18 protein-coding genes are annotated in these 20,789 nt (G+C 42.2%); 8 read left to right on the top strand and 10 right to left on the bottom strand.

Translation table 11 applies throughout. The features are described from left to right. Positions 1-48 precede the first annotated feature (48 nt). From K8B83_RS12630 to K8B83_RS12665, 8 genes are all read left to right on the top strand, one after another. On the top strand, positions 49-1,230 hold the full coding sequence (locus K8B83_RS12630) for an acetyl-CoA C-acyltransferase (RefSeq protein ID WP_188740272.1): 1,182 nt from the start codon (positions 49-51) through the stop codon (positions 1,228-1,230). Positions 1,231-1,332: 102 nt separating this feature from the next. Beyond that, the gene (locus tag K8B83_RS12635; protein WP_223417377.1) at positions 1,333-2,997 is read left to right on the top strand and encodes an AMP-binding protein; all 1,665 of its coding nucleotides are present in this window, start codon (positions 1,333-1,335) and stop codon (positions 2,995-2,997) included. 141 nt (positions 2,998-3,138) lie between these two features. Then, the gene (locus tag K8B83_RS12640; RefSeq protein ID WP_188740274.1) at positions 3,139-4,200 is read left to right on the top strand and encodes a patatin-like phospholipase family protein; all 1,062 of its coding nucleotides are present in this window, start codon (positions 3,139-3,141) and stop codon (positions 4,198-4,200) included. A 61-nt stretch (positions 4,201-4,261) separates the two neighbouring features. After that, positions 4,262-5,260 (top strand): NADP-dependent oxidoreductase, encoded by a 999-nt coding sequence (locus tag K8B83_RS12645; protein ID WP_188740275.1) that lies wholly within the window; start codon positions 4,262-4,264, stop codon positions 5,258-5,260. Between the two features lie 68 nt (positions 5,261-5,328). Beyond that, positions 5,329-7,443, top strand: a complete 2,115-nt coding sequence (locus K8B83_RS12650; protein WP_188740276.1) for a molybdopterin-dependent oxidoreductase — start codon at positions 5,329-5,331, stop codon at positions 7,441-7,443. Positions 7,444-7,490: 47 nt separating this feature from the next. Continuing rightward, on the top strand, positions 7,491-8,324 hold the full coding sequence (locus tag K8B83_RS12655) for an AAA family ATPase (RefSeq protein WP_188740277.1): 834 nt from the start codon (positions 7,491-7,493) through the stop codon (positions 8,322-8,324). A 7-nt stretch (positions 8,325-8,331) separates the two neighbouring features. Further along, positions 8,332-9,504, top strand: coding sequence for a vWA domain-containing protein (locus tag K8B83_RS12660; RefSeq protein WP_188740278.1), 1,173 nt, complete (start codon positions 8,332-8,334; stop codon positions 9,502-9,504). Between the two features lie 43 nt (positions 9,505-9,547). Further along, on the top strand, positions 9,548-10,342 hold the full coding sequence (locus tag K8B83_RS12665; protein ID WP_188740279.1) for an SGNH/GDSL hydrolase family protein: 795 nt from the start codon (positions 9,548-9,550) through the stop codon (positions 10,340-10,342). A 56-nt stretch (positions 10,343-10,398) separates the two neighbouring features. On the opposite strand, the gene K8B83_RS12670 is transcribed toward K8B83_RS12665, so the two are convergent. From K8B83_RS12670 to K8B83_RS12715, 10 genes are all read right to left on the bottom strand, one after another. After that, on the bottom strand, positions 10,399-11,175 hold the full coding sequence (locus K8B83_RS12670; RefSeq protein ID WP_188740280.1) for a polysaccharide deacetylase family protein: 777 nt from the start codon (positions 11,173-11,175) through the stop codon (positions 10,399-10,401). Next, the gene (locus tag K8B83_RS12675; RefSeq protein ID WP_188740281.1) at positions 11,172-11,891 is read right to left on the bottom strand and encodes a GDSL-type esterase/lipase family protein; all 720 of its coding nucleotides are present in this window, start codon (positions 11,889-11,891) and stop codon (positions 11,172-11,174) included. The genes K8B83_RS12670 and K8B83_RS12675 overlap by 4 nt, the downstream gene beginning before the upstream one ends. 1,331 nt (positions 11,892-13,222) lie before the next feature. After that, a complete protein-coding gene (locus K8B83_RS12680) occupies positions 13,223-14,323 on the bottom strand; it encodes a PQQ-dependent sugar dehydrogenase (protein WP_188740282.1) in 1,101 nt (366 codons plus the stop codon). 45 nt (positions 14,324-14,368) lie between these two features. Then, positions 14,369-15,154 carry an alpha/beta fold hydrolase gene (locus K8B83_RS12685; RefSeq protein WP_188740283.1) on the bottom strand — a complete coding sequence of 262 codons (786 nt, stop codon included), beginning with the start codon at positions 15,152-15,154 and terminating at the stop codon, positions 14,369-14,371. Between the two features lie 250 nt (positions 15,155-15,404). After that, the gene (locus tag K8B83_RS12690; protein ID WP_373284938.1) at positions 15,405-16,265 is read right to left on the bottom strand and encodes a crotonase/enoyl-CoA hydratase family protein; all 861 of its coding nucleotides are present in this window, start codon (positions 16,263-16,265) and stop codon (positions 15,405-15,407) included. 4 nt (positions 16,266-16,269) lie between these two features. Beyond that, positions 16,270-16,962, bottom strand: a complete 693-nt coding sequence (locus K8B83_RS12695; RefSeq protein ID WP_188740285.1) for a crotonase/enoyl-CoA hydratase family protein — start codon at positions 16,960-16,962, stop codon at positions 16,270-16,272. A gap of 34 nt (positions 16,963-16,996) precedes the next feature. Further along, positions 16,997-17,902, bottom strand: coding sequence for a bile acid:sodium symporter family protein (locus K8B83_RS12700; protein WP_188740286.1), 906 nt, complete (start codon positions 17,900-17,902; stop codon positions 16,997-16,999). A gap of 60 nt (positions 17,903-17,962) precedes the next feature. Next, positions 17,963-19,093 carry a DUF2855 family protein gene (locus K8B83_RS12705; protein ID WP_188740287.1) on the bottom strand — a complete coding sequence of 377 codons (1,131 nt, stop codon included), beginning with the start codon at positions 19,091-19,093 and terminating at the stop codon, positions 17,963-17,965. A gap of 21 nt (positions 19,094-19,114) precedes the next feature. Continuing rightward, positions 19,115-20,056 (bottom strand): alpha/beta fold hydrolase, encoded by a 942-nt coding sequence (locus K8B83_RS12710; RefSeq protein ID WP_188740288.1) that lies wholly within the window; start codon positions 20,054-20,056, stop codon positions 19,115-19,117. A 33-nt stretch (positions 20,057-20,089) separates the two neighbouring features. After that, positions 20,090-20,752, bottom strand: coding sequence for a nitroreductase (locus tag K8B83_RS12715; protein WP_188740289.1), 663 nt, complete (start codon positions 20,750-20,752; stop codon positions 20,090-20,092). Positions 20,753-20,789 lie beyond the last annotated feature (37 nt).

Below are 20,789 nucleotides of genomic sequence, written 5' to 3' on the forward strand. Positions count from 1 at the left end.
CGTTGTATTAGCCCTAATTTTAAACAATAAGAATAAAAGGACCTTGTCATGAGAGAAGCCGTTATTGTATCTGTCGCACGAACTCCAATAGGCAAAGCCTACCGTGGTGCATTTAATGATTTATCTGCGCCAACCTTGTCAGCAGTGGCAGTTAACGCCGCCGTTGAGCGTGCTGGGATCGACCCAAATGAAATTGACGATTGTATTTTTGGCGCGGCATTAACTCAGGGCAACCAAGGCATGAACTTTGGACGCCAGGTCGCAATGGCAGCTAACTTACCTGTTTCTGTGCCAGGCATGACAGTTGATCGCCAATGTTCATCTGGCCTAATGTCAATTGCCATTGCCGCAAACCATATTGTGGTTGACGGTGCCAAGGTGGTCGTCGCTGGCGGGTGTGATTCAATCAGTTTGGTGCAAAACGATAAAATGAACATGCACCGCGCCGTAGACCCAAGTGTAAAAGCTTATCGTCCTGCGATTTATATGCCCATGCTTGATACGGCCGAAATTGTGGCAAATCGATATGATATTTCCCGTGAACGCCAAGATGCCTATGCGCTTACTTCACAACAACGCACTGCAGCAGCACAAGAAGCCGGTAAGTTTGATGATGAAATTGTGCCGGTTTCCTGCACTAAATTAGTCATGGACAAAGACAGCGGAGCAATCAGTAAGCAGGAAGTCACTCTGACTCAAGATGAGGGTAATCGTCCATCAACTAACCTTGAAGGCTTAGCCGGTTTAAAAGCGGTAAAAGATAACGGTTCTATTACTGGTGGTAATGCATCGCAATTGTCTGATGGCGCAGCGGCCGTCGTTGTAATGGAGCGATCATTAGCCGAACAGCGCGGCCTTAAACCCTTAGGCGCTTATCGAGGCATGGTGGTTGCTGGTTGTGAGCCGGACGAAATGGGTATTGGGCCAATTTATGCCATTCCAAAGTTGCTTGAACGCAATGGCTTAACCATGGATGACATCGGCTTATGGGAAATCAATGAAGCCTTTGCGGTACAGGTGATTTATTGTGCCGACAAACTCGGCATTCCCGCTGATAAATTAAATGTCAATGGAGGTGCTATATCGATTGGGCATCCTTATGGTATGAGTGGCACACGCATGGTGATGCACGCATTAATTGAAGGCAAACGCCGTGGGGTTAAATACGTTGTCATCAGTATGTGTATTGGTGGCGGGCAAGGCGCAGCTGGTTTGTTTGAAGTCTTGTAAAACTAAGTGTAGGTTAAAGCATTGTAAAAAAGAAAAACAATAACAATGACAGTAGCTAATTAAATGGCTACAGATCATTTTGTCAACATTGGGGAGAGTATTATGGAAAGGATTTGGCTAGAAAAGAGTTATCCACCTGGGGTTGAGTTTGAAATAGATCCCGATAAATACCGCTCTTTAGCAGAATTATTTTTTAAATATACCAAACAATACGCAAGTAATACGGCATTCATTAACATGGATGTGAGTATCACTTATCAACAGCTTGAACAGCAAGCTACTGATTTTGCAGCCTACTTACAACATAATTTAGGGTTAGTAAAAGGCGATAAGTTTGCCATTATGATCCCCAATACTTTGCAATATCCTATCGCTTTATTTGGTGCACTCATCGCAGGGCTAACCGTTGTTAATGTCAATCCATTGTATACAGCCCGTGAACTAGAACATCAATTAAAAGACTCTGGTGCAAAGGGCATTCTAATTCTTGAAAACTTTGCTCATGTATTGCAGCAAGTTATCAATAAAACGGATGTAAAGCATGTTATTACTACTGGTGTAGGCGACCGCTTAGGGCTTATCAAAGGCGCGTTAGTTAACGGTGCAATTAAACACGTTAAAAAGCTTGTCCCTGCGTTTGATATCCCAAATGCGGTTAAATTTAATGATGCCATGGCCAAAGGCAGCAAACACACTTTTACACCTGTAGACATCAATGGTGAAGATTTGGCTTTTTTACAATATACCGGTGGCACCACAGGCCCATCAAAGGGCGCAATGCTAACTCACCGCAATATGGTTGCTAACCTCGAACAGTCCAATGCTGTGACCAAAAATGTGTATGAAGTCGGCAAAGAACTCATTGTTACTGCACTACCGCTTTACCATATTTACGCATTGACCTCTAATTGCCTGGCCTTTTTACCCTTTGGCGGCATTAACTTATTAATCACTAATCCGCGTGATATGCCAGGCTTTGTTAAAGAGTTAGCCAAGTATAAATTTACCGTTATTACTGGGGTAAATACGCTATTTAATGGTTTGCTTAATACGCCAGGGTTTGATCAACTCGATTTTAGTGCATTAAAAATGGGTTTTGGTGGCGGAATGTCAGTACAACGCCCTGTAGCAGAACACTGGGAGCGCGTGACCAAAAGCCGTTTACTGGAAGGTTACGGTTTAACAGAATGTGCGCCACTGGTAACCATGAGTCCCTATAATCAAAAAAGTTACAATGGCTCAATTGGCTTACCAGCATCATCGACAGACGTTCGTTTAGTGGGTGCAGACGGTGAAGATGTGGCTTTAGGTGAACCAGGTGAAATGTGGGTTAAAGGCCCTCAGGTGATGAAAGGTTATTACAATCGCCAAAAAGCCACCGATGAAGTATTAAGAGACGGTTGGCTAGCCACGGGCGATATTGCCACCATGGATGAAAACGGCTTCTTTAGGATTGTTGACCGTAAAAAAGACATGATTATTGTGTCTGGTTTTAATGTATTCCCTAATGAAATCGAAGAAGTGATTGTGGCACATGAAGGCGTACTTGAAGCCGCTGCGGTGGGTGTGTCTTGTGATGCAACCGGTGAGCGGGTAAAAGTGTACATTGTGCGTAAAGATCCTAACCTAACCGAGCAAGATATCTTTGACCATTGCAACAAAATGCTCACTAACTATAAACGCCCTAAAATTATTGAATTTATGGATGAATTACCAAAAAGTAATGTGGGCAAAGTATTGCGTAAAGACTTACGCAGCAAGGCATAGTTAATCCTTAGTACTGAGTCGGTGCCATGCCGACTCAGTGTATCAATCAACTTCAGTTAATCTCTTTTCTATGGCGAATCGTCATGTTTTTAATTTAAACATGGCATTTGAGTAGCTGTTTGAGTATGAAATAAACAATTTATGTTAGAAATTTATGCCGGTGATACGGCGTTAAAAACAATACAAAGAGATGGATTTTCTCCTGATCTATTTAACGCTTTTTTGGGTGCCAGTGGCGGCCCGAAATGGTTTACCTTGTTTGGTTTAGATAAATATTTATTTGGCGAATTTTTTAATGGCAGGCAACAACCTTTAAACTTAATTGGGTCAAGTGCAGGGGCTTTTCGTGCTGCCTGTTTTGCCCAAAATGATCCCGTAGCCGCAATAGAGCGTTTGGCAAAAAACTATAGTGAGACAGTCTATTCAGACGATAAAAAGCCTCAACCTGTTGAAATCACCACTAAAGCCTTTGAGTTACTTGAAGCCTTATTTGGCAATACAGGGGCAGATGAAATCATTAATAACCCCGTATTTAAAGCCCATTTTATTGTGGCAAAATGCAATGGCTTGGTCGCTTCAGAAAACAAATTTAAGCAGGGTCTTGGTCTAACCAAAAGTTTTATTAACAATGCATTACGTCGGCCATTACTCAAAAAACAGTATGAGCGGTATATTTTTCAACATAATCAGAGTGATCTGTTATTAACCGATCCAGATAACTTACCTACAACCTCAGTCAGTTTAACGACAGATAATATCAAACGAGCATTGCTAGCGTCGGGCTCAATCCCGATGGTAATGCAAGGCATTAACGACATTCCTGATTGTCCTAAAGGCATGTATCGTGACGGCGGCATAATTGACTACCACTTTGATTTTAATATTCAAAATGACGGCTTAACCTTATATCCGCATTTTAGTTCAACGTTAAAAGCAGGTTGGTTTGATAAAAATTTGTCTCGTAATGTCAGATTACAGCATTACGATAAAACCGTGTTGCTGTGTCCATCTGCCGAGTTTGTTGCCTCTTTGCCCTATCAAAAAATACCCGATCGCAAAGACTTTGTGGAACTAGCGCCACAGCAACGAATTAAATACTGGCAACAAGTGTTTGTAGAAAGCGAAAAATTGGCCTTGCACTTTAAACACTTTTATAAACACCAACGCATTGATCAAATTAAAAATATTAAACAGTTAATGTAAAGCAATACGATAAATACAACGCCATTGACGGCGAAACAACTAACCACTGAGAGAGAAAACCATGAGCACATTTACCGCAATCAATCTTATCGCTCGTCCACAAGGCGGCCCAGTTGGTCCTGAATTATTTGAAGTAGTGCAAAAGCCAATGCCAATCGTAAGCGATGGCCAATTTCTGGTGAAACAAAGCCATATGTCCCTTGACCCAGCCATGTTTGGTTGGATGAGCCCCGACACTGAAAGTTACATTCCGCCAGTTGAGTTAGGCGAGGTGATGCGCAGCTCTGGCATTGGCGAAGTGGTTGAAAGCAAACACCCAGATTTTAAGGCCGGTGATCGCGTAATGGGCATGATGGGTTGGCAAGAATATTTTTTAAGTAATGGCCCAGGGTTAAACAAAGTCACCGCGCCTTTACCCGACGAAGCTATTTTATCTGTATTTGCATTACCAGGGTTAACCGCCACCCAAGGGCTTTTTAATGTGGGTAAACCTAAGCCAGGCGAAACCATTGTGGTGTCAGGTGCTGCGGGTTCAGTGGGCTCTATTGTAGGGCAACTGGCTAAAGCTGATGGTTTAACGGTGATAGGTGTTGTTGGTAGCGATGAAAAAGCAGATTGGATTGTCAATGAGTTAGGTTTTGACGGAGCGATAAACTACAAAACCGATGATATTGCCGCCAAGCTCGCTGAGTTAACGCCAAAGGGCGTTGATATTTATTTTGAAAACACCGGTGGTCCTATTCAACACCATGTATTTGCCAGAATGAATGCCCACGGGCGTATTGTGGTGTGCGGCATGATTGCAGATTATCCAAAATCAGTACCTGATCTTGGGCCAAACTGGATCCAAGTAATAAAAAAACGCTTAACCATTCAAGGTTTCACCATGCCAGATCACTTTGGCGACGTACCGGCTTTATTACAAAAACTAACACCCTATGTCATGAACGGCCAGATTAAACATCGCGCGCATGTGTTAGAGGGGCTTGAATCAGCGATGACAGGGCTTAATTTGTTCTTTACCGGTGCGAACAAAGGCAAATTAATCGTTAAAATTTAACCCTTAATCCATCAGCACAATTGCTACCGATTGTGCTGTTTTTACATCTGGCCAAGCAGGTAAACAATATGAGCGAAATCAAAAGCCATTATCGAAATTGCAATATCTGTGAGGCCATGTGTGGCCTAGACATTAGTTACCAAAACGGGCAAATTATTGCCATAAAAGGCGATCAACTTGACCCATTCAGCCAGGGCTATAACTGCCCTAAGGCGTTGGCTTTAGAAGATTTTTATACCGATAAAGACCGCTTAAAAACCCCAATAAAACGTACCGCTGAAGGTTGGCAAGCCATCAGTTGGGATGATGCGTTTAGCGAAATCGTCGACAAATTCAAACATATTCAGCAACAACATGGCAAAAATGCATTAGCGGTGTATTTGGGTAATCCAAATGCCCACAGTTTAGGTAATGCGTTATTTCTCAAACCGTTTATGAAATCCCTTGGCACCCTTAATCGGTTTAGCTCAGCTTCTGCCGACCAATTACCGCATCATGTTGCGGCTAATTTTATGTTTGGCGCAGGTATGTTAATTCCGGTGTCTGATATTGACCGCACCGACTTTATGCTCATTATTGGCGCAAACCCTGTGGTGTCAAATGGCAGTATGATGACAGCCCCTAATGTGATAGGTCGCTTAAAAGCCATTCAAAAACGCGGTGGTAAAGTGGTGGTGGTTGATCCGCGCAAAACCCGCACCGCCAAAATAGCCGACCAACATGTGTTTATTCGCCCCGAAAAAGACGCTTTTTTATTGCTGGCATTAATCCATTGCGTGTTTGCGCATAACAAGGTCAATATACGCCATTTAAGCGATAAAGTTGATGGGTTAGGTGACATCGAAAATCTAGTAAGAGATTACTCGCCACAAGTTGTTAGCCCATTGGTAGGCATTGAGGTAGAAGTCATTGAAACCTTATCAGCGCAAATGCTTGCAGCCGACTCAGCAGTTTGTTATAGCCGCATGGGTGCATCAACCCAGAGCTTTGGCGGCATTTGTTTATGGCTCACCAATGTGCTCAATATTATTACCGGCAACTTTGATAGAGCAGGCGGAGCAATGTTTCCGCAACCGGCATTTGATTTATTGCGTAATCACCAGGCGGGTCATAAAAGCTCATTTGGCCAACACCAATCCCGTGTGCGCAAATTACCGTTTTTTAATGGTGAGTTTCCGGTTGCAGCATTAGCAGAAGAAATTCAAACCCCAGGAGAAGGGCAAATTAGAAGCATAATTACGATTGCGGGTAATCCTGTGTTATCAGCGCCCAGTGGCCATAAATTGGCTGAAGCATTTAGTGAGCTTGAGTACATGGTATCGATTGATATTTACCTCAATGAAACCACTCAATACGCTGACATCATTTTACCGGGCACCACGGGCGTCGAAAACTCGCACTTTGATATTTTCTTTAACTCGTTCTCAGTGAGAAATACGGTTAAATATTCAGCGCCATTATTTGAAAAGCACAGCGAGCAACGCGGTGATTGGCAAATATTGAAAGAGATTGCTGCGCGCATGCTTAATGTGCCAGCAGATGACCCAATGCAACAAATTACCCCTGAAATGATCTTGGATATGGAGCTTAAAAAAGGACCATATGGTAAGCAGGGCATGAGTTTGCAAACGTTAATTGATAATCCACACGGTATTGATATTGGCCCATTGATGCCGTGTTTATCAGAGCGGATTAAAACCGCGAATGGCAACATTGATTTATTCCCGCAGGTTTATCAAGACGATTTACCGCGATTGCAGGCGTTTATGACTCAAACTACACGCGATAATCAATACCCATTTGATTTAATCAGCAGGCGCTTAGTGAAAAGCCACAATACCTGGACCCAAAATTCAGAGCGGCTCATTAAAGGTAAAAACCCGTGCACCTTAGAAATGCATCCGCAAGATGCACAAAAGCTTGGCGCGCACACTGGCCAGCAGGTAATAGTAAGCTCAGCGGTTGGTGAAATTAAAATAGACATTGTGATTACCGATGATGTACAACCCGGCGTTGTTACCATGCCGCAAGGTTGGGGCCATAATCAACCTGACACCAAAATGTCGGTAGCCGCCACTCAACCCGGTGTGAGTATTAATGATTTAACAGATGCTAAACGAGTTGATATGCTCACAGGTAATGCGGCTTTTAATGGCACACCGGTAGCGATTAAACTTGCTTAATAATTCAACGCATTATCAAAAACAACGAATAAATATAAAGGTTGACCATGTTTAAAAGTACCAACAACTACATTGCCTCAAATGAACTCACACTCGCGGTTAATGCCGCCATTGCGCTCGAAAAACCCTTATTAATAAAAGGGGAGCCAGGTACAGGCAAAACCCAGCTTGCTGAAGAGTTAGCTCGCTCGCTTAACTGTAAACTGTACCAATGGCACATCAAGTCGACCACCAAAGCCCAACAAGGGTTATACGAGTACGATGCAGTATCACGCCTGCGTGACAGTCAATTAGGCGATGCCAGAGTGCATGATATTGGCAACTACATTGTCAAAGGTAAGTTGTGGCAGGCGTTTGAAGAAGAACAACGTCCCATTTTATTGATTGATGAAATCGATAAAGCCGACATTGAGTTCCCTAACGATTTGCTGCAAGAGCTCGATAAAATGGAGTTTTATGTGTATGAAACTCAACAATTAATCAAAGCTAAACAGCGCCCCATTATTATCATCACGTCAAATAATGAAAAAGAACTGCCCGATGCTTTTTTACGTCGTTGTTTTTTCCATTACATTAAATTCCCAACCAAAGATGAAATGGCAAAAATCATCGACGTGCATCACCCTAACGTTAAGCAAACCCTGTTAACTCAGGCTTTAGAAGTATTTTTTGATCTGCGCGACGTTAATGGCATTAAGAAAAAGCCGTCAACATCTGAGCTCATCGACTGGTTAAAACTACTGATCTCCGATGATATTGCCCAAGACACATTACTTGATAAGCAATCTGATATTATTCCGCTGTTTGGCGCATTATTAAAGAATGAACAGGATGTGTCCTTAATTGAAAAACTGGCCTTTATGAGCCGCAGAAACAGGTAGTATTGCTGTGTTTATTGATTTTTTTCTCACCCTAAAAAAACACAAAGTACCCTGTAGTTTGCGTGAACTACTGGATTTAATTGCATTATTAAAAGCTGGGGTCGTGTTTGCCGATGTGGACGCGTTTTATAACTTAGCCAAAATTGTCATGGTGAAAGACGAGATCCATTACGACAAGTATGACAATGCCTTCGCCGAATACTTTAAAGGCATAGAAAGCATTGATATATTTGATAAGATCTTGCCAGAAGATTGGCTTCGCAAAGAGTTTGAAAAACACTTAAGCCAACAAGAGAAAGACCAACTTAAGGCGCTTGGCGGGCTAGAAGCATTAATGAAAGCGTTAAAAGAGCGCCTAGAAGAACAGCAAAAACGCCATGCCGGTGGCAATAAATGGGTCGGAACTGGCGGCACATCGCCTTTTGGTGCTTACGGTTATAACCCAGAAGGCATAAGGGTTGGTCAGGATAAAAACCGCAATAACCGCGCGGTGAAAGTATGGGACAAACGTGAGTTTAAAAACTTCGACCAGGACCGAGAACTGGGTACCCGTAATATCAAATTAGCATTAAAAAAATTGCGAAAATTTGCCCGCACAGGTGCCAGCGAAAAACTCGATATTAATACCACTATTCGTTCTACCGCCCAAAATGGCGGCTTACTTGATGTGCACATGGAGCCAGAGCGTCACAACGCGGTAAAAGTGCTAATGTTTTTTGATATCGGCGGCTCAATGGATGATTACATTCATACCTGCGAAGAGTTATTTTCAGCCGCACACAGCGAATTTAAACACCTACGCTTTTTTTATTTTCATAATTGTGTGTACGACAAAGTTTGGCAAGACAATCGTCGCCGTTTTGATAACATGATCGATTTAGAAGAAGTCATAAGAACCTTTGGCTCAGACTATAAAGTGATATTTGTAGGTGATGCCACTATGGGCCCTTACGAGATCATCGCCAAAGGCGGCAGTGTTGAACATTGGAATGAAAAGCCCGGCATAGATTATATGAATCGGCTACTCGGTCATTTTCATAAAGTCGCCTGGCTTAACCCACAGCCAGAGCAATATTGGCATGTACATCATTCAATTTCGATTATTCAAAAGCTGGTTGGCGACAAAATGTACCCGTTAACTGTAGATGGCATAGGCCGGGCCATTAAAGACTTAAGTTAGTCTCGTATTATTTTAGAATTGTTAATTCATATTAAGGACAGCGATGTTATATCAAGGAGTGTCACTTATTTTATCGCCACTGTTGATTGCTCAAGGGCTCAAAGTGCGTCGCACAACACCAAAGTTGCCAGAGCCAGAAGGCGAACGAGTGGGGCAAACCGGGCCAAACCCAACATTAAATTTATTGATTTTAGGCGACTCAGCCGCCGCGGGTGTTGGGGTTTCTAATCAAAGTGAGGCACTTCTTGGCCAGGTTATTGAGCAATTAAGCCCAACACTAGATGTGAATTACGCCTTGTTTGCCAAAACTGGTGCGACAACATCTACAACCTTGGAGGCGCTCAAGCAGCAGTGTACACCGGCACACCCAATATTAGGGCAATCAACATTTGATGTAATTATCACCTCACTTGGTGTAAACGACATCACCTCATCGGTAAGTTGCGATAAATGGTTGCAGCAACAACAGCAATTTTTTGAACTTATCCGTCAGCGTTATCAGCCAAAACTCATACTCGTTACAGCATTACCGCCACTGGGATTATTCCCGGCTTTACCCCATCCTCTGCGGTGGAGTTTAGGCCAACGTGCTAATCAGTTTAATGAGCGCTTAGCGCAATTAATCCATAAACTTAATCAGCAAGGCAATCAAACAAGCCGTTTTGCTATAATTAAATTACCATTAGATAACCCGCAACCCGAATTAACTATGCTCGATTTTATGCGACAAGTGATGGCCAGTGATGGGTTTCACCCAGGAGCACCGATTTACAATGCATGGGCGAGTTTAGCGGTAGAGCAGATCCTTGATGGTGCTGTTGCTCCAACGTTTGTTTAGCCACTAACACGTAAGGTAAGCATGAGATTAATCGGTATAGATTTAACAGGGCTGTATTACTGTTTGATACTTTCTAAAAATTGAATAAACTCTGCTGCCGATACATACCAAATATCATCTTTGTTTGAGACCGTCCGAATAAGCTTTTCGGCGTAATCCCAATTATTATTTTTGGTATTTTTATCAAACTCCCAAGCGTGGCCCCATATCATCATCACGGTCAGTTTTTCGCTTTTAAGTGCGATATATTGTTTAACTAATGGCATCGCTTTTTCATGATGAACTGTAGGGTTCCACTCCATATGGTTTTTGGGTAGTTCAAAATCAAGGGTATCGTTTGTGGTTCTTGCGTTGGTCAATCCTGCTTGTTTAACTAATTGCATGGCGGCGTTATCGTACGAACCTAAAGGGTAAGCAAATGATTTTAAAGGGCTGCCTTTAATCGGTGCTAAAATTTGCTGATCGCGAGACAGTTGAAATTTGAGTTCCGCTTCGTTTAACCCAGCAAAACCAGGATGTGAGTAACTGTGACTTGCAATTTCATGGCCTTTATAAAGCGACTTTATTTCATCAAGGTTAATGTATTCACCTTGTTTACCAGTGAAGGCTTCCATCCAAGGTAGTTTTTTACCAAACAACCCTGAATTTAAGTTAAATGTGCCCACCACATGATATTGGTTAAATAATTCAACCAATTTTCTATCTTGAATAACACCATCATCATAACTGAATATAACGGCTTTTGTTGCCCCGTTTGGATAGCTGTGTATGGGTTTTTCATCTGCAAGGCATAAATTTATCGCCAAAAAATAGAGTATAAAAATATACTTCATTTTAACTCTGCCATTATTGGAGCCAGTTGCTCCGCCCATAGTGCGTAGCCTGCTTGATTTAAATGTGTCCCATCGGTAGTTAGAGAGCTGTTCATTGTGCCATTTGAGGACAAAAATGCAGAATGTAAATCGATATAGGTAAAACGAGCGTGTTTAATCGTTTTGATTTGTTGATTAACGGTTTGCACCATGTCAGTGATAAAATCTCGATGATCAGGCAGAATACTTTGCACAAAAATAGGCGTATTGGGCAGGGCTTCGTTTAGTTGTATCACGATGTTTTCGATGTTTTCACTGACAGATGATAAGTTTTTTATTTGTTTAATATAATAAAAATTAAAAATATCGTTTACACCTATTTTTAAAAATATCGCCTTAGGTTGTGCCATTTTCAGTTCGTCTAAGCGAGCCAAAACACCATAGGTCGTGTCACCGCTAATACCACGGTTTCTCACTCGCAGGTCGTTAAACCTTATTGCCCAATTTAGCCCTTGCTCAGTAATACTGTCGCCAATAAATACAATATCACCAGATCTCAGAGGCTGTATTGTAAAATGAGCAATTCGTTCTGCGTAATGATTTTTTAACCAGTCAGATTGATAAGGGATTGGTTCTGAACCGTATGCATTCCCCCCGACAAGAGCAGCCCACATAAAAACAAAAAAATGAACCGTCGCGGTGTATTTGTGTCGGAGTTTGTTTTGTTTAAAACCCATAAAAACCTGTACTTGTAGATATTCGTTTTTACAATGTATCGATTAATACCATTTTATGTAATGTACTGCATTCGTATTCAAGCACTAAAAAATTTAGTGGTGTCAGGTTAACGTTTATTAAACAAGTTCAAAACTTGCCCCTTTAGCTAATATCTGTCAAAAAATGCATTAAATCTTTTAATGACAAACAAGGTTAAATCGAAGATATCCATACAGCTGATGTCATCGCGGCTATGACCTAGAGCGCCCATGGATTGGTCGAGCTACATGGATGTACTTGCGCGTGTTGGTAAGTGAATGCCATGTTGACGCCAAATAAAACCTTACAGTTACATGCTTTACAATTGGCGAGGCACCACGACGTTAGTGCCGCAGGCCATAAGTACAAAAGTAGAAGCAAACACCTGGATCCCGGCTCAAAAGCATTACCGGGACGACGTTAAGTTGCCATATTTTAAACACAATCTGTGTACATGGATAAGTTACGTATATTGCTTGCAAACAGCCCAAATTCAACTCTGAACTTGAGGCCGTTGAAGACATTTTACAAAAGAATACGTGACCTGACCAACGCATGCACCTCACTAAACTATTCTTTAAAACTTGCTGATAAGACAAACATTGACAGCTTCATCATGGTGGTTTGCGAGCCGACCGTCCGACCCACGGACGGGTCGGTCGAGCTACATGGATGTACTTGCGCGTGTCGGTAAGTGAATGCCATGTTGACGCCAAATAAAACCTTACAGTTACATGCTTTACAATTGGCGAGGCGCCACGACGTGAAAATTAGGACGACGAGAAAATAGCTAACAAGCTTCTATCCAAAAATGCGTTAGATCTTCCCATTACAAACAAGGTTAAATCGAAGATAACTATACGGCGGATGTAATCGCGGCTATGACCTTCGAAAACACGGATGTTTTCGCAGAGCGCCCATGGAGGGGTTTACCGCGTGTCATAGAAGTGATTTCATTGAGTATTGCCACCTCACCCCCTAGTTTTGTTTAGTTAGATAGCCTCAACCATTCTTGATCTGGTGTGGGCGCAGACCATAAAAAGTACAAACACCTGGGTCCCGGCTCAAAAGCATTACCGGGACGACGTGAAAATTAGGACGACGTGAAAATTAGACGATGAGAAAATAGCTAACAAGTTTTTGTAAAAAAATGCGTTAGATCGTTCAACCACAAATAAGGTTAAATCGAAGATACCCATACAGCTGATGTCATCGCGGCTATGACACAGAGCGCCAAGGGATGGGTTTACCGCGTATCAAAGAGTTGATTTCATTGAGTATCGTTGCACAGTGGTTAAGTTAAACCTTAACGCTACTGGGTATAACTCACCCGATAAATTGCATTGGCAAAGTCATCTGATATCAAGATAGAACCATCTGCCAGAGTCATTACATCAACTGGACGCCCCCAGCTTTGTTCGCCATCAAGCCAACCTGTGGCAAAGGGTTTGTAATCTATCACCTTATTGCCTTCAAGTACGACTTGCATTACACGGTAACCGACTTTGTTTGTGCGGTTCCACGAGCCATGTTGTGCAATCAAGATTGAGTGTTTATAAGCGGCAGGAAATTGCTTGCCTTGATAAAACTCCATGCCTAATGCGGCAACATGAGCGCCTAAAGCTAATACTGGAGGCGTGTTGAGTTTGGCAATGGTAGGGTTAGTAAAATCGGGGTCATTGATGTCAGAGTTGTGAATAAAAGGAAAACCGAAGTGTTGGCCAGTTTGAGTGACATGATTAAGCTCATCATCAGGTAAATCATCGCCCATCATGTCGCGGCCGTTGTCGGTAAACCATAAATCGCCGGTAACGGGATGAAAATCAAACCCAACGCTATTACGCACACCTTTAGCCACAATCGTGGTTTGTTTAGTGTCGACATTGAGTTTTAAGATGGACGCAAAAGGTAAATCACTTTCACATACATTGCAGGGTGCGCCAACGGGAATATATAAATGGCTATCGGGTCCAAAGGTAATAAATTTCCAACCATGGTGGGCTTTATTAGGTAGCTTATCGAAAACTAATTCTGGTTTAGGGATGCTAGGTAAGGTGTTTTCAATGTTAGGGTAACGCCAGATTTTATCGACCTCTGCAACATACAAACTGCCATTATGAAATGCTAATCCTGATGGCATAAACAAATCTTTCGCAATAACGATCTGTTTGTCGGCTTTAAAGTCATTATTACTGTCTATAAGCGCATATACATTACCAGCCTTGCGACTGCCCACAAATACCGTGCCTTTATCGCCCAGTGCCATTTGGCGTGCGTTTTCGATATTGTCAGCGTAAATATCAATACTAAATCCCTGAGGGAGTTGTATTTTATCTAACGGTAACGCGAACACAGAAAAACTTAATCCCAAGCCACAGGTAAGGGCGGTTAACAATGTCGTTGGCTTTAGCATTGCACACTCCTTTTATTGCTATTTAATCAACACCGACTATTGCTGTTACCAATCTTTAATAATCTCTTTGACCATGGCAGCAGTGTTTTCGGGCTGTTCTAATGGAAACATGTGGCCGCCCTTAGGTAACGTCATTAAATCGATGTCGTTTAATTTAGCAAAACGCTTAAAATGTTTAATTGGAAAGATAGTGGTTTTTTCACCGTAAATGAGTTTAGCGGGTACCGTTAGTTTATGTTTAAACTGAGATAAATTAGTGGGTAAGTGCCTAAAAATATCAGCTTCTACAGCGGGCGAAAAACTTAGCTCTAACCGATTATTACGCTGCACTGCACAAGATGAGGCGTAGTCTTGCAAGCAACGCGGGTCAAAATCTTTAAACAAACTTTTCTGTGAAAAATAATCAACCAAATTTGTGTTTTCTGGCCAATGGCTTTGCCGTGTTTTTGCTTTTCCAGCCGGTGAAAGCTTGTCTATATATGGAGTTCGTTTGATAAAACTCAGTAAATGTGAAAAAGCACCGGTGACAACAGGCGGGTCTAGCATGACTAAACCGCGAAACAACTCAGGGTGTTGGCAGGCGGCAATAAATGAAATAACGCCACCAAATGAATGGCCAACACAAATGACTTTTTCATCTTGTTTCTTTATAAATTCAGCAAGTTCTGTTACCAGATGCTGCCAGTTACTGTGAATTGGATATAAGGCATTATGGCCAAACTGATTGTGGGCAACGGTTCGGTAATCGTTTTCAAACTGATGTAAAAATGTTTTATAGCTGCCAGCAGGGAAGCCATTAGCATGCACGAGATTAATTAATGGTTTTGTCATAATTTGCTCTAAGGGCTCAGCGTCAATTACTGTTAAAATAATTCATCCAGTGCGGTTTACGCAAACCCATTACTTATATCTATCAGAATAAAAAGTGATCATGCTTACAGGTTAATATCGCTTATAACGTCGTTAAACATGTTGAAGGTAGAACAAGGAGTACGCTGAAATTTCTACCTTATTTTAAACGATTTACACTCTATACGATTTTCATTAGGCAATCGCTGATCACTTATTTTCCTGATTGATATTAGAATATTTTTACAGGGTCGATGGGTGTTAACTCTTCAAATTCAGGAGCGCGATTTTGCGCCTTAGCATTAAAGACTTCCATCATGTCATTTTGCGGTTGAAACATACCGCTTTGCCAAACCGACATATATTGTAGACTGTCGGCGACACTGTGATCGCGGGCATAATTAATCATTTCTTTACAGCCGGTAACCGCCAGCGGCGAGCGCGCCGCAATCTCTTTTGCAATATCAAATACCGCAGCAAGCATTGTTTCATGGTCTGGATACACCTGATTAACTAAGCCTGAATCTTTAGCCTCAGCAGCGGTCATTCTGCGGCCTGTGAAGGCTAACTCTTTCACTAAGCCCATGGAAATTAATTTGGGTAAACGTTGTAAGGTACCGACATCTGCTGTCATACCGAGTTTGGTTTCTTCGATGCTAAAAAATGCATCATGAGTGCAGTAGCGGCAATCAGCGGCGCTGATCATGTCAAGCGCACCACCAATACAACCACCATGAATGGCCATGAGTACCGGCATTCGGGCAGTTTCAAGTACAGTAAAGCAATCTTGAAGTTTAAGGACTAAACGGCGTAAATGATCGTGCTTGCGGCCCAATTCAATAGTGTTATCAGCGCCTGTGGCTGTAAACACGCCTAAGTCCATGCCGGCGCAAAAATGCTTACCAGTAGATGAAATCACAATGGCACGCGCTGCAGATTGATTGTTGATGTCATGTATGACACTAGGAAATTCATGCCAAAAGTCGACATTCATTGAATTCAATTCATTTGGTCGATTCAGCACAATGTGAGCCACTTTGTCGGTAATGTCGACCGTTAAGGTTTGGTAGGTTTTGTGCGATAGCATCGTGATGTCCTTATAAATTAAGTGTGATGTGCTTATCTTGCTCTATCGCCTCATCCAATGAGGCGAGTATCGACTGTCGCTCTTTTAATTTGGTGCCTAAATGTGCTGGCATATTAAGCGTTTGCATGTGTTTAGCCACCATATGAGCTGTGTTCATGAGTTGATCAGGCTCAACCACTTGATCAAGAAAGCCTGCTAACACGGCTTGTTCGGGGGCAAATAATTCGGCATTGATCACCGCACGCGTTAGGTAATGTTGCGGGATGCGATTACGAGCAATTTCAATGCCTGCTTGGTGCATAGTCATGCCAATAGCCACTTCATTAAGGCCGATTTTAAAAGGACCATGACAGCCAATGCGATAGTCGCAACTGAGCATTAAAAAGGCACCTTTCGCAATCGCATGGCCAGAGCAGGCGCCAATTATCGGTGTAGGAAATGACAACATTCTGCGAGCTAATGTTGACCCCGCAGTCACAAGTGCAATGGCGGCTTCAGGGCTGTGCTTCATTGTTTTAAGATCGTAACCGCCAGATAAAATCCCAGGTTGCCCAGTTAAAATAACCACGGCATTTTGTTGCTCAGCCTCATCTAATGCACGATTAATTTGGCTAATCACCTCAGGAGATATTGCATTGACTTTACCGTTATTAAGGGTAATGACATGCACGTTGTTTTCGATTGTTACACTGACAAGTTCCATTTTTTACCTTTGTTATTATGATGAGTTAGGCTAATTATTTTGCAGTAGCACCTGCAAGCTGTTTCGATTTTACATACTTAGAATTTAACATACCCGCTAGAATCCCTGCGGTAAAGAACATTGTGAGAGTGTATATTGCTGGCGTAAAAGACATTTTGTAATTACCTAACAATGTTAACGCCATAAACATTGATAAGGTGCTGTTTTGTAAGCCACATTCTATTGTTATTGATGTTCTTTGTGCAAAGTTAAGCCCAAACCATTTACTTGAGTAATAACCCAACAGCATGGTTGATAAATTAAGAATAATCGACACTGGACCTGCGGCTATTAGTGCAGGGATAACAATATCTTGTTGGATATAAGTAAGAAAAATCATCAACAAGGTTAAAAACAAAATACCAAATCTAGATACATGAACCTGAGTGCTTGCAGCAAGGTTAGGGGCAAAGCGTCTTATTAACATCCCTATACAAATGGGCACTATGGTGAGCTTCATTAAACTTATCATGGTCGCAATAATGGGTAATTTAAACTCACTGCCAGCACCCATAAAATGAATTAGAGAATAATTAAGCACCACAGGAATGGTAAATACGGTAATTAAACTGGCCACCGCTGTCATAGTAACCGATAGCGCTACATCGGCTTTGGCTAAATGTGAAAACATATTGGAGGTGGTGCCACCAGGACACAAGGCTAACAACATCACACCTACAGCATACTCAGGCTCTAACGGCATGATATTGGCCAAGGCAAAACCAATAATGGGTAGCAGAATTAATTGATTTGTGAGCCCTATTGCTGCCGCTTTAGGGTATTTAAAAACTCGTTTAAAATCATTTACGACCAGTGATAGACCCATACCCATCATAATCAAAAAAATACACACTGGGATAATTTGAGTATTCACTAAGGTAATCAATTGCATATTGTCCATAATAACCTCTTAAAATAGGTAATGTGCTTAAGGTAAACATCCATTGTTAAGCAACATAAGTTAGCCATTTGGGTGAACAACGATGCCGACAGATGCATTGGCTTGTCCGGCAAGTACCGCTTGGTATGCAGGATCTATTGCTTCAAAATCATTAATGTGTGCAATCGAAATGCTGTTTTTACAAAAATCGATATAACCTAATAATGCCGTGTTAATGAGTGTCATTGTGGCCGTTGCGCCATGTTCTTTGCTGCGTTTGGCAAGCTGCGAGGGCGCAAAGAAAAAACTCGGGACAGGACCAGGAAGAAGGGTGTTGTTGTCATTGATGTCAATGTCTTGATGATGAGTTAGGCCAATGCGACAAGAGTATTTAAGTTGCTCGCTAAAGTGATGATGGATCAAAGCCAGTGTGGTTTTGCTGCCCGCCATATCCACTAAAATGGTCGCGGCAGTGTCTAATTGGCTCACTTGGTCATAACTAATCACCTTGTCATAACAGCCCAACGAGGCAACAAACGCTTTATTTTCATTTGATGTCACGCCAATAACTGGCCTTTGTGCTTGCTGCTTAATGCAAAAGGCAAGGGCGATACTGGTTTTACTTGAAGCGCTGGTAATTAGGTATTGCTCAGCACCAAAATACTGATTGTCGCTCATGTAATCATTGATTAACCATGAGGTAGTAAACAGGCCTCTCAGTAAAATGTCATAGTCTTCGTTTTGGGGCAGATAAAAAGGATTAGCATTTACACGATCAAATCGGCTGTATAAAGGGGATAATCCCTCTCGGCATGGGCTAATATCACTGAAGCTATTTTGTGAGACATTGCCAGCCACAATCATAAAATGGCTCGCCATTGGCATGAAACCCCAAACTCGCTCACCCACCAATATTTGATCATTTTTAGATTTAATCACTTCGGCATAGCCCATAACAGGCAATCGCCCCCAATGAACGGGATCGGTAGAGGGGAAAAATCGCCAATACCCTAATGAATCGCCCATAATGCCGTAGCTGATGTTGTTAGCTGTTAATGCAAATTTATCTACCCGTAATAACACATCGTTATGAGCCATGGGCGCCGTAAACGCGAGTGGGTTTACGCGGGTGTTTTGTAAGCTATGTTTATTGACTTCAAATACGGTTGCACTTTTTGGTATCGCATCATGCGAAGCTTCATCGGTTGTCATGCTATATCGCCTTTTTGGTTTTTATTGTAATGACGTTAAAAATTCACTGATCGCGTTATTAACCTCGTTTGGCCGCTCATGTTGGATCCAGTGGCTTGTATTAGAAAATCGTTTGATGGTGCAATCTGTTACGTAATCAGTTAATCCATCTAAGTTTTCATTTACAAAGGCTAAATCTTGCTCGCCCCAAAGCACTAGCGTGGGAATATTAATGCGAATATTGGGGATTTTTAGGGCCGAAACCGGTTTAACCTGATGACTTAACCTAGTATCGCCGTGGCCTACATTATCGTTTGTGTCATCATGGGCCAGTTGTGGCATGGCGCGATAATATTGCAACATGCCATTTATCGCCCCTGGCTGTTGCCAAACCTGGCGATACGAGGCTAATAACTCATCTGTAAACAGAGCAGGTAACTGGCTTTGCATCAATTTATCGACCAAGTATTGGTAGTTATTTTGGCTGAGTAGGCTATTTGCCCCAGAAGATATCAGTTGATGAATATAAGCACTTTTAGCTCGCTGATTTGGATTATTAATCATTTCACGGGTAAAGGTGCTAGGGTGCGCAGCATTTAAGATAACTAGTCGACTTAATAACGAGGCGTTAAATGCGGCTAATGGCCAAGCAATGGCGCCGCCCCAATCGTGGGCAACTAAAGTGACTGGCTTATGTGGGCTAATGGCACTAATCAATTTTGCAATAAATGCGATAAGCTTGGGTACAGTGTAAAACTCAAGATCTGTAGGTTTATCGCTGAGGTTATACCCAGGTAAATCGGGCGCGATGACTCGATAATTAGGGGCAAAAAATTCAAGTTGTTTATGCCAAGTACCCCAAAACTCAGGAAAACCATGTAAAAATACTAAGGTTTCAACCTGAGTTGGCTTACCCATTGGCACAGACTCAACATAATGAATATTAGTGTGTTCTATATTGATATAATGATGGGTGAGTGTCATTGGCATTCTCAGTATCGCAGGTGTTCGATTGCGTTAGTCAAAAAAGGCAACAGCGTTATCGAGTGACTCTCGCTCAGTGCGAGTTTGATTAACCGGTGCGTTTTCATCGGCATAACCAAACGACATACCAAATAAAATTCCACGCTCTTCTGGTAGGGCTAAAATTTCACGAACAGGATCAGGGAATTGCCCCAGCGCGCCTTGCATGCAATTTGCTACGCCGTGCTCTGCCATAACTAATGACAATGTTTGCGCATAGATGCCTAAATCTACTGCGCCCATAATGTCTAAGTATTTATCCATAGTAAAAAACACCGCATGTGGCGCATCAAAAAACTGCCAATTACGTACCATCGCCATTTGACGGGCTTTTTTGTCTTCACGAGCGATACCTACCGAGCTATAAAGCGCATTAGCTGAGCCAAATTGACGGTCGCGGTGCACCCCTTGATATTGTGGCAACCAATTAAAATCGGGGTTAGGTGTGGCGCCGCTCATTAAGGTTTCGATAAATTTGGCTTTTAATTTGTCTTTAGTTGCCCCCGATACCACGCACGTTTGCCAGGGTTGCACGTTACAGTTTGAGGGGGAAAGTTGCGCACTAGAAAAGATTTGTTTGAGCACATTTTCTGGTACAGGTTTAGGCTGAAAGGCACGAACGGAATAGCGATTTTTTAAGATTGATTCTATAGACATAGTGACGACTCTTATTGTTATTCATCAGGCTACACCT

It is taken from the genome of Shewanella inventionis (assembly GCF_019931735.1).
Lineage (GTDB): Bacteria > Pseudomonadota > Gammaproteobacteria > Enterobacterales > Shewanellaceae > Shewanella > Shewanella inventionis.